Origin of the sequence: Rhizobium etli 8C-3, from assembly GCF_001908375.1 — a bacterium.
Lineage (GTDB): Bacteria > Pseudomonadota > Alphaproteobacteria > Rhizobiales > Rhizobiaceae > Rhizobium > Rhizobium etli_B.
In genome coordinates this window covers 462,947-476,534 of the sequence record NZ_CP017241.1, presented here as the reverse complement: position 1 = coordinate 476,534, position 13,588 = coordinate 462,947, and the positions used below count along the sequence as shown (strand labels likewise).

The 13,588-nt window shown below is 59.6% G+C and carries 12 protein-coding genes, 1 tRNA gene and 1 pseudogene; 4 read left to right on the top strand and 10 right to left on the bottom strand.

Annotation, left to right across the window (positions count from 1 at the left end):
* Positions 1-21: 21 nt before the first annotated feature.
* On the bottom strand, positions 22-1,041 hold the full coding sequence (locus AM571_RS02400; RefSeq protein ID WP_022713541.1) for a sugar ABC transporter substrate-binding protein: 1,020 nt from the start codon (positions 1,039-1,041) through the stop codon (positions 22-24).
* A gap of 235 nt (positions 1,042-1,276) precedes the next feature.
* Here AM571_RS02400 and AM571_RS02395 point away from each other — a divergent pair, with 235 nt between their 5' ends.
* Both AM571_RS02395 and AM571_RS02390 read left to right on the top strand, forming a co-directional pair.
* On the top strand, positions 1,277-2,524 hold the full coding sequence (locus AM571_RS02395; RefSeq protein ID WP_074060022.1) for an ROK family transcriptional regulator: 1,248 nt from the start codon (positions 1,277-1,279) through the stop codon (positions 2,522-2,524).
* Entirely contained in the window at positions 2,508-2,984 is a 477-nt protein-coding gene (locus AM571_RS02390; RefSeq protein ID WP_074060021.1) for an RbsD/FucU family protein, read from the top strand. The genes AM571_RS02395 and AM571_RS02390 overlap by 17 nt, the downstream gene beginning before the upstream one ends.
* A 3-nt stretch (positions 2,985-2,987) precedes the next feature.
* On the opposite strand, the gene AM571_RS02385 is transcribed toward AM571_RS02390, so the two are convergent.
* The 7 genes from AM571_RS02385 to AM571_RS02355 form a co-directional block, all read right to left on the bottom strand.
* The gene (locus AM571_RS02385) at positions 2,988-4,025 is read right to left on the bottom strand and encodes a proline racemase family protein (protein WP_074060020.1); all 1,038 of its coding nucleotides are present in this window, start codon (positions 4,023-4,025) and stop codon (positions 2,988-2,990) included.
* An 11-nt stretch (positions 4,026-4,036) separates the two neighbouring features.
* Complete coding sequence (locus AM571_RS02380) at positions 4,037-4,747, bottom strand: SDR family oxidoreductase (protein WP_074060019.1); 711 nt, start codon at positions 4,745-4,747, stop codon at positions 4,037-4,039.
* A gap of 9 nt (positions 4,748-4,756) precedes the next feature.
* A complete protein-coding gene (locus AM571_RS02375) occupies positions 4,757-6,007 on the bottom strand; it encodes an NAD(P)/FAD-dependent oxidoreductase (RefSeq protein ID WP_074060018.1) in 1,251 nt (416 codons plus the stop codon).
* A gap of 77 nt (positions 6,008-6,084) precedes the next feature.
* On the bottom strand, positions 6,085-7,338 hold the full coding sequence (locus AM571_RS02370) for an alpha/beta hydrolase (RefSeq protein ID WP_237358524.1): 1,254 nt from the start codon (positions 7,336-7,338) through the stop codon (positions 6,085-6,087).
* Between the two features lie 435 nt (positions 7,339-7,773).
* On the bottom strand, positions 7,774-8,406 hold the full coding sequence (locus tag AM571_RS02365; RefSeq protein WP_074060016.1) for a TetR family transcriptional regulator: 633 nt from the start codon (positions 8,404-8,406) through the stop codon (positions 7,774-7,776).
* Between the two features lie 15 nt (positions 8,407-8,421).
* On the bottom strand, positions 8,422-9,084 hold the full coding sequence (locus tag AM571_RS02360; RefSeq protein ID WP_074060015.1) for a class I SAM-dependent methyltransferase: 663 nt from the start codon (positions 9,082-9,084) through the stop codon (positions 8,422-8,424).
* Between the two features lie 200 nt (positions 9,085-9,284).
* A complete protein-coding gene (locus AM571_RS02355) occupies positions 9,285-9,611 on the bottom strand; it encodes a hypothetical protein (RefSeq protein ID WP_074060014.1) in 327 nt (108 codons plus the stop codon).
* A gap of 198 nt (positions 9,612-9,809) precedes the next feature.
* Between AM571_RS02355 and AM571_RS02350 the strand changes: the two genes are divergently transcribed.
* Complete coding sequence (locus tag AM571_RS02350; RefSeq protein ID WP_074060013.1) at positions 9,810-10,280, top strand: aminoacyl-tRNA deacylase; 471 nt, start codon at positions 9,810-9,812, stop codon at positions 10,278-10,280.
* Positions 10,281-10,993: 713 nt separating this feature from the next.
* Positions 10,994-11,287: pseudogene (locus AM571_RS37200) on the top strand (type II toxin-antitoxin system HipA family toxin); the annotation flags it as partial.
* Positions 11,288-11,803: 516 nt separating this feature from the next.
* Here the strand turns inward: AM571_RS37200 and AM571_RS02340 are convergent.
* Together AM571_RS02340 and AM571_RS02335 are read right to left on the bottom strand one after the other, a co-directional pair.
* Positions 11,804-11,880: transfer RNA gene (locus AM571_RS02340), tRNA-Arg, on the bottom strand.
* A 121-nt stretch (positions 11,881-12,001) separates the two neighbouring features.
* Positions 12,002-13,501, bottom strand: a complete 1,500-nt coding sequence (locus AM571_RS02335) for an ATP-binding protein (RefSeq protein WP_074060012.1) — start codon at positions 13,499-13,501, stop codon at positions 12,002-12,004.
* Positions 13,502-13,588: the final 87 nt, after the last annotated feature.

Genomic DNA, 13,588 nt, shown 5'->3' with positions numbered 1-13,588 from the left:
GTTATGGCTAGATAGCCAGGCTCAGCCCCAGCACTTGTCGGTGCCGACCTTGGTATCGATCGATTCGACGCCGGAAACCGGCTTGTCTGTGACGAGCGAAACGCCGGTATCGAAGAAGGACTTGCCTTCGGTCGGCTTCGGCTTTTCACCGCTATCGGCGAACTTCTTGATCGCCTCGACGCCCAGAGCCGCCATCATCAGCGGATACTGCTGGGAAGTGGCGCCGATTACGCCATCCTTGACCGACTGGACGCCCGGGCAGCCGCCGTCAACCGATACGATCAGCACATTGCTCTCCATTCCCACAGCCTTCAGCGCCTGGTAGGCACCAACGGCGGCCGGTTCGTTGATCGTGTGGATCACGTTGATGCTGGGATCCTTCTGGAGAAGGTTTTCCATGGCCTTGCGGCCGCCTTCTTCGTTGCCGTTGGTCACGTCGTGGCCGACGATGCGCGGATCGTCCTCGTCGCCGATCTTGTTCGGATCCTTGGGGTCGATGCCGAAGCCCATCATGAAGCCCTGGTCGCGCAGAACGTCGACGGTCGGCTGCGACGGCGTCAGATCGAGGAAACCAACCTTGGCATCCTTGGCTTTGTCGCCCAGCGTTTCCTTGGCCCACTGACCAATCAGCTTGCCGGCGAGCAGATTGTCGGTCGCAAAGGTCGCGTCAGCGGCATCGGCGGGATCGAGCGGCGTGTCGAGGGCGATGACCAGCAGGCCAGCGTCGCGCGCTTTCTTAACCGACGAAACGATGCCCTTGGTATCCGATGCAGTGATCAAAATGCCCTTAGCGCCATCGGCAATGCAGCTTTCGATGGCAGCAACCTGGCTTTCGCTGTCGCCGTCGATCTTACCGGCGTAGGACTTCAGCGTAACGCCGAGTTCCTTCGCCTTGGCCGTCGCGCCTTCCTTCATCTTGACGAAAAACGGATTGGTGTCCGTCTTGGTGATGAGGCAGGCCGAAACATCCGCGGCCATGGCCGGAGCGGAAAAAGCAACGCCGAGTGCAAGCGCGCCGAAAGCCAGAACTGATTTCTTCATGAACTCCTCCCAGAGATTAGCCGGAACGCCCGCATGGCATACCGGAATTGAGACACGGGACGACACCTCAGAGTCAGTCAAGGCCTCCTCCGAAGCCGTCCCACACTGTTGACGACCGCAATTAAGAACGAAAAGAAATTCGCTTGTCAATAAATAAATCCAATTGAATTATTAATTCCATGTGGCATGTTGATTCCAAATCAGGCATAGGCCAATGAACGGGAGGAGTGGGCCAATGTCGTCCTTGGACGGTCCGACGCACGCGCCGGGCACACCACCTATTCTAAATCCGGCGGGAGGCGCGAACCAGGTCAGGGTGCGCGCCTATAACGAGCGGCTGGTCCTTTCGCTGGTGCGCCTTTACGGCTCGCTTTCGAAGGCCGACATCGCACGCCGCAGCGGCCTTTCTGCTCAAACCGTTTCCGTCATCATGAGGGAACTGGAGAGAGAGGGGTTGCTTTCAAGAGGCGAACCCGTTCGCGGTCGCGTCGGACAGCCGTCGATCCCGATGCACCTCAATCCCGACGCCGTCTATTCCTTCGGTGTAAAGATGGGCCGGCGCAGCGCCGATCTGGTTTTGATGGATTTCGTCGGGCGCATCCGCATGCAGTTGCACCGCACCTATGCCTATCCCCTGCCCGACGAAATTCTCGCCTTCATCATTTCCGGCATCCGGGAGCTTGAAAGCAAGCTCGAAGAGAGGCAACGGAGCCGGATCGCAGGCATCGGCATTGCCGCGCCGTTCGAGCTTTGGAACTGGGCAGACGAGGTCGGTGCGCCCGCCGGCGCGATGGATGTCTGGCGCGGGTTCGACCTGCAGGCCGAAGTTGCCGCCAGCCTTTCACATCCGGTCTATCTGCAAAACGATGCCACCAGCGCCTGCGGCGCTGAGCTCGTCTTCGGCGTCGGCCCATCCTACCCGGATTTCGTCTATCTTTTCATAGGCTCGTTCATCGGCGGTGGCATCGTCCTCAACTCGGCGATCTTCTCCGGCCGAACCGGCACTGCCGGCGCGATCGGCCCGCTTCCGGTGCGCGGCAAGAATGGCGAGAACCGCCAGCTTCTCGACATTGCCTCGATCTTCGTGCTCGAAAACATGCTGCGCGAGAAAGGCATCGATCCTCAGCCGCTCTGGTATTCCGCCGATGACTGGGTGGACTTCGGCCCGCCGATGGAGACCTGGATCCAGGATACCGCGAAAGCCCTTGCGCAGGCGATCGTTGCCGCCGCCTCGATCATCGATTTCAGCGCAGCCGTCATAGACGGCGGCTTCCCCGGCTGGGTGCGCAAGCGTATCGTAAGCGCAACAATCCGCGAGGCCGCGAAACTCGACCTGCAGGGTGTTGTGATGCCAGAAATCATCGAGGGTGCGGTGGGGGCGCAAGCGCGCGCGATCGGTGGCGCGAGCCTGCCGATTTTCGCGCGCTATCTGACCGACCAGAATGTACTATTCAAGGAGATCGAAAATGCTGAAGGGACTTGATCCGCTCTTGAGTCCGCAACTGCTTTCGACGCTGCGCGAAATGGGCCACGGCGACGAGATCGCCATCGTCGACGGCAATTATCCGGGCCTCGAGCATGGGCGGCGCCTGATCCGTCTCGACGGCCATGGCATCATACCGGTGCTCGATGCGGTTCTGAGCGTGCTGCCGATCGACGATTTCGTGCCGGAAGCAATCTTCCGCTCGACAGTCAAGGCCGAGCGCGAAAAGCTCGATCCCGTGCACGAGGAGATCATCGACTGCTGCGCCAGGCACGAGCCGCATCGTCAGGTGACGCCGCTCGTCGGACAGGATTTCTATAACCGCGTTCGCGCCGCCCACGCCGTCATTCAGACTAGCGAGCCGCGTCTCTACGCCAACGTCATCCTGCGCAAGGGCGTCATCTACCCGAAGGCTGCCGGCGAAGGCGCCAGGGCCGAGGTCGAGCCATTCGACTATTGACCCTTAAATCTCGCCCGCCTGCGGCCCCCAGACATCCGTCAGCGCAAAGCCGTGTGGATGCGGATCGAAGGGGTCGAGCGCGACCTGCGACAGGCCGAAGGTGAAACCGCGGCCTGTGATCGTCGGGATAATGGCCGGGCGGCCTGCAACTTCGGTCACCGCTTGCAAGCCTACCTCGAATTCCGAGCCGATGATCGAGCGCGACCTGAAGATATCGCCGACCTTGGCCTTGCCGCGTGCATGGAGCGCAGTCAGGTTCGCCGAGCTGCCGGTGCCGCAGGGCGAGCGGTCGACGCGGCCCGGCCACATGGTCGTGCAGGTGCGCACCGCGCCATCCGCCTCGATATCGCGGAACATCACATAGGCAACACCCCAGATGGCCGGTATTTCCGGATGTATGACCGAGATCTCGCGATTGATGATCTCCTTGAGGATCATGCCTGCCTGAACGAGGCCTGCGGCATTCGTCTTCTCAATCGTCAGGTTGATCTGGCGGACGTCGATCAGTGCGTAGAAGATGCCACCATAGCAGATGTCCGCTTTGACCTTGCCCCAATGCGGCGTTTGGATCTCGACGTCCAGTTGATGGACGAAAGCCGGAACCATGGTGAGCCGCACCTTTTCGCAGCGGCCATCGTGGCAGGTTGCCACCGCCCTTACCAGACCGGCCGCAGTCTCCAGTGTGACGACGGTTTCAGGTTCCTTCATGTCGACGATGCCGGATTCGAGCAACGCGGTCGTGACGCAAATCGAATTCGAACCCGAACTCGCATGCGCCTGATCCGGCTGCAGAATGACGAAGGCTGCATCGGCATCGGGATGCTTGGCCGGCAAGAGCAGATTGACGGAGCCGATCGGCGCGCCGCGCGGCTCGAGGCAGAGGAAACGGCGAAGCTCGCTGCCCTTGGGATCGGTATTCAACCAATGAAGCTGCTCGGCAACGGTTTCGCCGGGAATTTTCGGCACACCGCCAATTGCGACCTTGCCGATCTCGCCTTCACAGTGAACGTCCAGAAGCTGGATGGTACGCTTCCACCTCATTTTATCTCCTATCAAACGTGACGGGTGACGCCGCCATCGACGCGGATATTCTGACCCGTGATGTAGCCCGCGCCGTCGGAAAGCAGGAAAGCCGCGGTCTTTGCGATCTCTTCCATGTGGCCGATGCGCTTCATCGGAATCTTGTCGGCGGTTTCAGGCTTGTGGTTAAGGCTGTCGATATAGCCGGGCAGGATGCAGTTCATGCGGATATTATCCGCAGCATAGCGATCCGAATAAAGCTTGGTAAAGGCGCCTGCCGCCGCGCGATAGGTGCAGGAAACGGGGAAGATCAGTGACGGTTCATAGGCGGCGAAGGTCGTGATGTTTACGATAGCGCCCTTGCCCTGCTTGAGCATGACGGGGGTCACGAGACGGGCCATACGCACCAGCGACAGGATCATCATGTCGGAACCAAGCGTCCACATCTCATCGGTGATGTCCAGGAGGTCACCCTTCGGCGGATGACCTGTGTGGTTCACGACAGCGTCGATGCGGCCATAAGTCTCCATCGTCAGGTCGAAAATCGCCTGGAGGTCTTCGGCCTTTTCCGCCACGCCGCGAGAGGCAACACCGCCAAGCTCGAGGGCGAGCTTTTCGCAGCTGTCGGAGGGCGACATCAAGGCCAGAAGATAGCCCTGCGCGGCCAGCTCGCGGGCAATCGCCTCGCCCATCCCGCGGCCGCCACCGGTAATCAGCGCTACAGGCTTCGTATTATCGGGCATCGGTTCCTCCTAATATCGGTTTATACGGAAGGGGATCATGTCGACCGTTGGTTCGCGCCCCATCACCATATCGGCGATCAGCTGCGCTGTCGTCGCCGAAAGCGTCAGGCCGAGATGGCCGTGGCCGGTTGCATACCATATCCCCGGCATCTTCGATGAAGGCGAGATGATCGGGATCGTATCCGGCAGCGCCGGGCGATGCCCCATCCATTCGGTTGCCTCTTCGATCTTCAAACCCGGCAGCGCACGCTGCGCATGGCGCACGAGCAATCGCGGGCGACGGAAATCCGGCGGCGCGTCGAGCCCCGCCAGTTCGACGTTGCCGCCGACGCGAATACCGCCGGCCGTCGGCGTCACCATGAAAGCCCGATGCGGCCAGATGACCGAATAGCGCATCGAGATTCCGGGCTTCATGATCTGCGTGTGATAGCCGCGCTCGGTCTCCAGAGGGATCGGCTCGCCAAGTTTTGCGGCAAGCTCGCGCGTGTGCACGCCGGCTGCCAGGATCACGGAATTAACCTCGATGCGGCCGCCGTCCTCGAGCAGCACGACAGCATTGCCCGCCGGTTTGCGTTCGATATTGCGCACGACACCTGGGACAAAACGCGCGCCGGCCGCCTGAGCGGCGTCCGCAAGGTTGACCACCAATTGGTAGGGATCCCGGATCGACTTGTTGTCCGGCAAGAGCACGGCCTTGGCGATCGAGGGCGAAAGTTCCGGCTCGTAGTCGCGGATCGCTCCGCTGTTCAAGATCTCGAAATTGAAGCCGTAGCGCTGCATCAATTCGATATGGCCGTGGTCGGCAGAAAATTCGGCTTCCGTCTCATAGACGGCAAGGCAGCCCTCCTCCGTCATGAGATCCGGTGCGCCGATTGCCGAAAGCATGATCCGGAAATCGCCCAGCGCCCGGCGGGTCAGGCTCATGCCTGCATCTTCGATCCGGCGCAAACGGGACGGGCGGCCAGCAGCGAGGAAACGCAGGAACCACGGAAGTATTTTCGGTGCGTAAGACGGACGCAACCAAACCGGCCCTTCGGCATCTATCAGCCAGCGGGGGATTTTCTTCCAGGTCGCCGGACCAGAACCGGCGGCGAAATCGAGAGCGATGCTCGCCATATTCCCGTAGGACGTGCCACGGCCGGGCTCGCCCTTGTCGATCAGCGTCACCTGAAAACCGCGTCGCTGCATTTCGAAGGCGATCGATGCTCCGATTACGCCTGCGCCGACAACGGCGACCGTCTGCTTCCTTTCATTCGTCATATCATCATCCATCAACGCAAGGCCGGCATGACCTGCGTTGTGATATATCAGAAAGAGGTGAATGCCTATGAGGAATTTTATTGTGCCGGCAAACCGGCACCGACCGTATCGCCGACCGAGCCCGCGGTATTTTCCACCGACCGGCCGAAGCGCTTCAACTGGGCATCATAGTTGCGGCGGGTGCGTGGATCGAAGATCGCGATCGGGGTGCTCACGGCAACGCTGGCTGCGCTGCCGACCGTCTGCGCAGCGCCGATCGCAACCGCACCAACGGCTTCGCCAAGACCGACTTGCGAATCGGTGATCGTTTGGCCGGCGATCAGCCGGTCGCCGATCAGCTTCACGACTTCCGGACTTTCGGCGAACTTGCCGTGATTCAGCCTGTCGCCGCCCTTGAGCTTGGTGAGATCGAGGACCGTTATGCCCGCCGCCTCGAGCTTGCTGCGATAGGGTTCGGCAGAAGGATCGATCTGGCCGAGGCGATCGATATTGCCGGAGATGCGGCGCGAAAGCGCCAGCGCGCGGTCGTCGCGCGAAACGAAGATGGTAAAATGCGGTCTCTCCTTGCCGAGGCTCACGAATTGCCGCCCGAAAACATCAACGTCGAGATCGGGCGAGGCAAGGATGACGTTATTGATCTTGCTTGCAACATGCCCATCCCGGATTGCCATCTGGCGCAGCGCCTCGACGGTCAGCCAGGTGCCCATCGAATGCGCCATGATGGTGATATCGCTGACGGCTGGGTTCTGAGCGGTGCGGCGCAGCAGCTCTTCCAGCGCATCGCGGGAATAATTGGTGCTTTCCTTGTCGTAATTATAGTCGAAGATACTTCCACGCGACGGCCAGGTGAAGACGACCGGCGCCACGTCGGCATGCGAATCGTGAACGATCTGCGCGAAACGGTAAACGGAATCCTCGTAGAGATTGTTGAAGCCGTGGACGAAGACCAGCACGCGGCGGCTCTTCGGCATGTGATTCTTCAACCAAACCTCGCCTGCCCGCTCTCCTTCGAGCGGATCGACCGACACTGTGACGAAATCGCGAAGCGGATCTGCCGGCAGGCGCTTCGGCCATTGCACCTGACCTGCCTTGCGATTGGCATCCGGCGGTATCGAAACCTTGACCGCATTGACCATCAGGCCGGTGCCGCGCTCGCCGGAAAAGAGGACGGCGGGATCCTTGTCCTGTGCGCGCGTTGTTGCGACGAGAAGGTCGACTTTCGACGTGCCCGGCAGCACGGATCCAACCGGCGTCATCACGCCGATGTGCCGTCCGCCGCAGGCCGATAGCAGCAAGGCAGCAAGCGTCAGGCTCGCAAGCATCTTCCGCATGGCCCCCGATCCGTCAAACATCCCTACTCCAACATCGACACCTGGCTGAACGCTCTACGGCTGCCGCTCAAATAAGCCGCGGGCGCAAGGGGAGTCAAATAAGGCACACAGCCGGTTCGCTTCGCAAAAGATGGGCAGAGTGATTTTCGGGGCTGAAAATAGAAAAGAGCCCGGCGCGGGAGGAGGTGCACCGGGCTCTTGATCCTGACTGGCAACTGGGAGGAGGAGTGTTACCAGTCTGCGTAAGAGCGCTGGGAGGAGGAGTGCGCTGCTTACGAAGCTATAAATAGCCGATTGATTTGATCGAGAATAGGGTTATTACCGCAATGCAGCAATGCACGCCACGCATGGCTCCCTATATGGCATCACGTAGACGCCTCATTTTGCAGCAATTTTGATCAATTGGTTAAAAATAATTCTGTCAAGTGCAGCTGGCTAACGCCGATTTTTCGCTTCGTCGCCGAAATCCGCCAGCGTCTTCCAAAGATCGGCAAAAAGCTCCCTCGCAAAAGCCTCGAGCTGGCCTTCTGGCGGACGTTCCTGCCAACGTTCTCCGCCGACACGCAATGCACCGATGACAATCGCAGAGAGAAGGCGCATGCGCGCCCGGACGTCCTTGCCTGCGCCGCCTCTTGCGACCATGGCTTCGGTCAGCTTGTGCTCAAGTTTTGCATATTTCATCTGATCGCGCGCTTTTAGCACGGGCGTGCGACGAATGAGTTCACCAAGGGCGAGACCACGTTCATTGGCGGAAGCGGCGACCGTTTCCACGATTGCTTCTTCAACGACCTTGAGCGGCGAGTCGCTCTTCGGCCTTGCGGCGATGGCAGCCATCAGCCGGTCGGCAAAGGAATCCTGCCAGGCGAAAACGACCTCTTCCTTGGAGGGAAAATAATCGAAAAAGCTGCGCTTCGACACGTCGGCTGATTCCGTGATGTCCTCGATCGTCGTGGCGTCGAATCCACGTTCGAGAAACAGCGTCATTGCCGCCTGCTCGATACGCTCGCGCGTCTGGCGTCGCTTGCGCTCGCGGCGCCCTTCGGCGGTTCTGGTCTTCGATTCAGCCATCTGCGTTCGATTGCATCAGCCGCCAATCTCTCCAGCGGCCGTTTTTACCTCCGCTTGCCTGCTATGATATTTGCAGCGCTCCCGCGACAGCTCAAGCGGCTTGCGGCGCGAAATTCTGTAGACTGCGGCAGGCGGCAGGTTCCGCATCGTGCCGCCGATATGCGTTGCCTTGAGTCCCATCCGGTCGAGGATTGGCCGCGGCACAGGGCAGCGTGGCCCGTAAGTGAATTGGTAAAACGCACCGCCTGGCCGCATGTAGCTGAAAGCGCCAGCGAGAATGGCGGTGATCTTGCGCGGCGACATCGAAAGCAACGGCAAGCCGCTCACCACTGCCCCAACTGGCTCGCCCTGGAAGATTTCGGCCTGTGCCAGATGCCCCGCATCCATCTGCAGGACACGGGCGGCCGGAAAGCGGGCCTTGAGGCCATCGATGAATTCCGGGCCATACTCGATCAACGTTAGATCCGCCTCTTTGAGGCCGCGCGCAAGCAGCGCCCTGGTGAAAACTCCCGTACCGGGGCCAAGTTCGATGATCGGCCCGTCAAGCGCGGCGATCTCCTTCGTCATCAGCTTGGCAAGCGAAACGCCGGAGGGAGCGATTGCAGCGACGCGAAGTGGATTGGTGATCCACGAACGGAAGAAGTGCAGGAAATCCGAGCATGCCATGTCCGCTGTCATGTTGATTGGCCCCACTTTTGAATCAAACGCCCTTACCTGCCAGGCACCGCTTCCCGAACATCGATTTGCAGACGCCATCGGCAAAGGATCCCTTATTGCACTTTTTTACCTATTGCATTTTTGCACTTAGTGCAAGAGATGGTCGCGGGCAGATGCCGCCACACCAGCCGGCAAGCAATTCCCCACCGTCAATAAGAGCGTTACGGACTGCCAGATCGTTCGTAGACGGCGCGATAACCTTCGGACGAGGCGCAGGCATCATATTGCCTGCGCGCAGCATCGCGCGAGAGCGCTTCGGCTTCGGCGCTATCATAGTCACCAGTCATCTGTGCACGCAGTTTGTACTGCTGCGCCGCTTCGCTATACATCGCGTTGGCTTCGCCGATGCACATCACGTGAGCAATGAACGGCGGATTGACCGGGCTTGCCACGGGATAGAGAACCGGCTTGGCGTCATAAGTGACACATCCGGCAAGAACGACCGCGACCGCCGCCATCGAAATCACAACCTGGGTTCTCGCCTTCATAATTCTCCCCGCGCCCCGCTCCGCACCACTTCGGCGCTGGACGACGATACCTGCGCAAGATTGCGCGAAACTAAGCAAGTTGATCGAGGACGGCCTCCCAACCGCCTACACTTGCAGCCGCCCATTCGTCGTTGACTTCCCGGATGATGAGAGGAAAATGTCCTTATGCGTCCCAGGCAAACATAGGGAGTGCCTACGATGACGATCGCGGGGAAACTTCAGGACTATATCGCCGGTGAGGGTATCGCTTACGACACCGTCGCTCATCACCGCACTGCAACAACCAGCCAGTCGGCGCAAGCCGCACACATTCCGGGCAGCAGGCTGGCCAAATCCGTGGTCGTCCATCACGAAACGGGCTACGTCCTTGCCGTTGTTCCGAGCACACACCGGATCGAGCTCTCCACATTGCAGGATCTGATGAACAGGCGCCTTGGTCTCGCCTCGGAGGAGGAGGTTAGCTCGCTTTTTTCCGATTGCGACATTGGCGCGGTACCACCCATCGGATCTGCTTACGATGTGCCTGTCATCCTCGACGAGAGCCTCGGCGAGGCGAGTGACGTCTATTTCGAAGGCGGTGACCACAAGACACTGGTGCATGTCAGTGGGCCTAACTTTCGCAGTCTGATGAAAGATGCGCAAATCGCCCGCTTCAGCCACCGGCCGTAGATCACACAATCCCGGTCGACAGGGTGGGCCCTCATTGACTTCATGGACAGCCGGCCGCAGATGAAGTGGCTGTATAACTTTTCCGATGAGTCGTCTAGGTTGTACGCCGGTGGAGTCAACGAGCAATTGCCGGAGTCAACCAACGTGAACGACAGCAACAAGAATCCAGAGCAGCTGGCGCGCGATCAGATCGACGAGTGAAGGGGTGACGTGTCTGCGGGCTCGGTCCCACGCCTCATGTCCTATGCCATGCTGAGGCCCAAGGGCGGCCAAGGAGTTAGATCGGCGCGGGGGCAGCCGTTTGGCGTTCGATGCGCGCCTGTGGGGCCGAAGCCGAACCACGGATCAGATTTTCCGTGAAGGCTTAGCCAACGAACTCCGTACAACCAACTTCATGACACCCCGGACTTCTCAACCGTCGCGCCCGGCGCGCGGAAATATGTATATAATTCTGGTGACAAACCGGTCTTATGACCAATCAAATGAACAAAGCTTGACTTCATCCCAACCGCCATAGAGGCGTGTATGTCACGCCTTCTGGTGATCCGAAACTAACAAAGGTGATGTCATCGCCTGGATCGACATTATGCTTGGCAGTTACGTCGCGATTTATAACTATCGCGTATATGAAACACGCGAAAGTTAGAAAATCTTGTTTTCTCGACATCGTAGATGCCAACTTTCCCGTATGTGAGATACGCGAAAGTTGGAAAATGCCGCTGCATTTGGTCGGAGAAAACATCGATAAGGCTCGTAGCCACTACCAGGCTGAGACGGGAAAACTCGTCCAGCTCATGCGCGGCATCTATGTCGATGCTGGCGAGGATATCGAGGCGACCGTGCTGAGACACGCCGTCCGGATCGCAAGATACCTCTATCCCCATGCCTACCTGTCAGCCGCAAGCGCCGTACTTCTGGGGCCAACGCGGGACGGTCGCCTGTTCCTCAGCGGGCGGCGGATACAGCGCACGCGCCTGCGGTCAACCAGGCCGGTGCCGCACTTGGCAAAGCGGTCGCTGGGAAATTCATCGAGCGGGCAAAAAAAGACGGGTCAGACTAGCGGAAGGGAGGAGGCCGGTTTGATCCGTTTGCCAGCGGATGACCGCCGGCGCCTTCTCCTGAGAATGTCGCAATCCCAAGCGAGGGGTTCTCGGTCGAACGTTCCGTTCACGCAGCAGCCGACGTGCGAGACGATGCAGATGCGGCGCGTCTCATGGCCATTGCTTTCCCACTATGTGTGCTTTTTGGCGATCAAGGGATCGTCCATTGCCTCAGATTGCGCCTGCAGCTCTTCCAGGCCTGAATTGATGAGGTCATGACCCGCGGCCGTTTTTTAGTCGTGAAAGACAAGCGGCACACGCGGGTCGGTTGCTTCGCACCAAAGACGGCGGACAAGCGCGATGCGGGATGCTTCGTCGCGATCGTCCTTTGGCTTCGAAGCGCGCGACGACGCCCATGTGCGTGAATGGGCACAGAACAATAGCCCAAAGGGCTCTGCGTAAGTATTTGTTTATGGGAAGTAATGGCGCACCCGAAGAGATTCGAACTCCTGACCCCCAGATTCGTAGTCTGGTGCTCTATCCAGCTGAGCTACGGGTGCGTACCAAAGCGGCCGTGCCGCTTGCGTGGGCGATCCTCTAAAGCGTCCTTTTGGCGAATGCAATAGCAATTCGAAAAAAATCACGACTTTGGTTGCAGATGGCTGAGATGCGGAATTTGCATCACTTTTCCGCCTGGGTGCGCGAACGGTAGTCCTCCAGCGAAACCGGCCGGTCCGGGATTTCGATGCGGAACTGCGTGCCGGCCGCGGGCTTCTCGACGAGGGCGATCGTGCCGCCATGCGCCAGGACCAGTTCGCGCGCGATCGTAAGTCCGAGGCCTGTGCCGCCGCTGCGGGCCGAACCGCGGAAGGCCGCAAAGAGATTCTGCCGGGCCTTCATCGGCATGCCCGGCCCGGTATCGTCAACAATGATGCTGACGACGCTACCGACCCGCTGGGCCGATACAGTGATGCGTTTGACGCCGTCAGGGGCAGTTTCGCCGGTCAACGCCTGCAACGCGTTCCGGCAGAGATTGTGAATCACACGGAAGAGTTGCTCGCTATCGGCATCGATCTCTATGTCCGGCGGCATCTGCTCGGCAAACTCAACGCCGCTCTGCGGATCGATCGCCAGCATATCCCGAACGTCCTGCGTCAGATCGTAGAGCCTGACCCGCCGCCGGCGGGGCGCCGATTCGCTTGCCTGACCAAAGGAGAGCACTTCCGTCGTATAGCCGACCGCGCGATCGATGGTGCGCAGAAGCTTCGGTGCGAAGCTCTTAACCATCGGGTCATCGACATCTACGAGACGATCTGACATCAGCTGTGCCGAGGCAAGGATGTTGCGCATGTCATGATTGATCTTTGAAACCGCAAGGCCAAGTGCCGCAAGATTCTTCTGCTGCTTCAGCGTCTTTTGTAGTTCCATCTGCATTGCCGTCAGACGCCGTCCCGCGACCGCCAGTTCATCGCGCCCGCCATCGCCCACGAAGATATGCTGCGGGTTTTCCGGATCGGCCGAAAACTGCTGCATGTTGCCGGTCAGCCTACGGATCGGGCGGATCAGGATGCGATTAATGACGAAGAAAATCAGCGTCGCGGTGAAGAGCGCAATCAGCACGGAGAGGAGCAGAACATTGCGTGCATAGACGAGCATCGCCGTGCGCAACGGCTTTTCCTTCATCAGCACTTCGACGCCCATGTTCGTCTCGCCGACCGGACCGTAAACGCGGATGATGCGGTTGCCGCCAAAAAGCAGCGTATCCAATGCGTCTCCCATGGAACTGATCGGCGTGGCCTTGGTCAGGTCATACTGCTCATCGACGGATGTCGGCATGCTGCTCATCGCCAGAAGCCTGGAGGTGCCTTCCTTGCGAAGAACGATCGCCTTCGTGCCGGTCGCCGCCAATGTTTCCTTCTGCAATGCGTACGGCAGTTCGACGGGCTGCAGGCCATCAATAACGATGGCGGCGGCAGCAGCCGTGTTCAGCTTGTCCTCCAGCCAGCGTATGCGCATGCTGGCGATGGAAGGGAAGAAGATCAGCACTTCGGCGAGCATGATGAACAGGACAGTCAGCCAAAGCAGCTTCCCCGACAGGCCGCCGAACGCACCCGCCGGACGGTTTGCGCCGTCCGCGGCGCTGTCGACAGTCGAATTTTCGCCTTGCTGTTGCTCCGGCATCGTCATTTCCGATCGGCTAAGCGCCTGAAACCAGACTTCTATATTAGCCGATCGAAGCGCGCTTTCAAATCTTCGCGAGCAATGCCA

Coding starts and splice junctions, on each gene's coding strand:
- AM571_RS02400 (WP_022713541.1), bottom strand. CDS start 1,041: ATGAAGAAATCAGTTCTGGCTTTCGGCGCGCTTGCACTCGGCGTTGCT.
- AM571_RS02395 (WP_074060022.1), top strand. CDS start 1,277: ATGTCGTCCTTGGACGGTCCGACGCACGCGCCGGGCACACCACCTATT.
- AM571_RS02390 (WP_074060021.1), top strand. CDS start 2,508: ATGCTGAAGGGACTTGATCCGCTCTTGAGTCCGCAACTGCTTTCGACG.
- AM571_RS02385 (WP_074060020.1), bottom strand. CDS start 4,025: ATGAGGTGGAAGCGTACCATCCAGCTTCTGGACGTTCACTGTGAAGGC.
- AM571_RS02380 (WP_074060019.1), bottom strand. CDS start 4,747: ATGCCCGATAATACGAAGCCTGTAGCGCTGATTACCGGTGGCGGCCGC.
- AM571_RS02375 (WP_074060018.1), bottom strand. CDS start 6,007: ATGACGAATGAAAGGAAGCAGACGGTCGCCGTTGTCGGCGCAGGCGTA.
- AM571_RS02370 (WP_237358524.1), bottom strand. CDS start 7,338: ATGCGGAAGATGCTTGCGAGCCTGACGCTTGCTGCCTTGCTGCTATCG.
- AM571_RS02365 (WP_074060016.1), bottom strand. CDS start 8,406: ATGGCTGAATCGAAGACCAGAACCGCCGAAGGGCGCCGCGAGCGCAAG.
- AM571_RS02360 (WP_074060015.1), bottom strand. CDS start 9,084: ATGACAGCGGACATGGCATGCTCGGATTTCCTGCACTTCTTCCGTTCG.
- AM571_RS02355 (WP_074060014.1), bottom strand. CDS start 9,611: ATGAAGGCGAGAACCCAGGTTGTGATTTCGATGGCGGCGGTCGCGGTC.
- AM571_RS02350 (WP_074060013.1), top strand. CDS start 9,810: ATGACGATCGCGGGGAAACTTCAGGACTATATCGCCGGTGAGGGTATC.
- AM571_RS02335 (WP_074060012.1), bottom strand. CDS start 13,501: ATGCCGGAGCAACAGCAAGGCGAAAATTCGACTGTCGACAGCGCCGCG.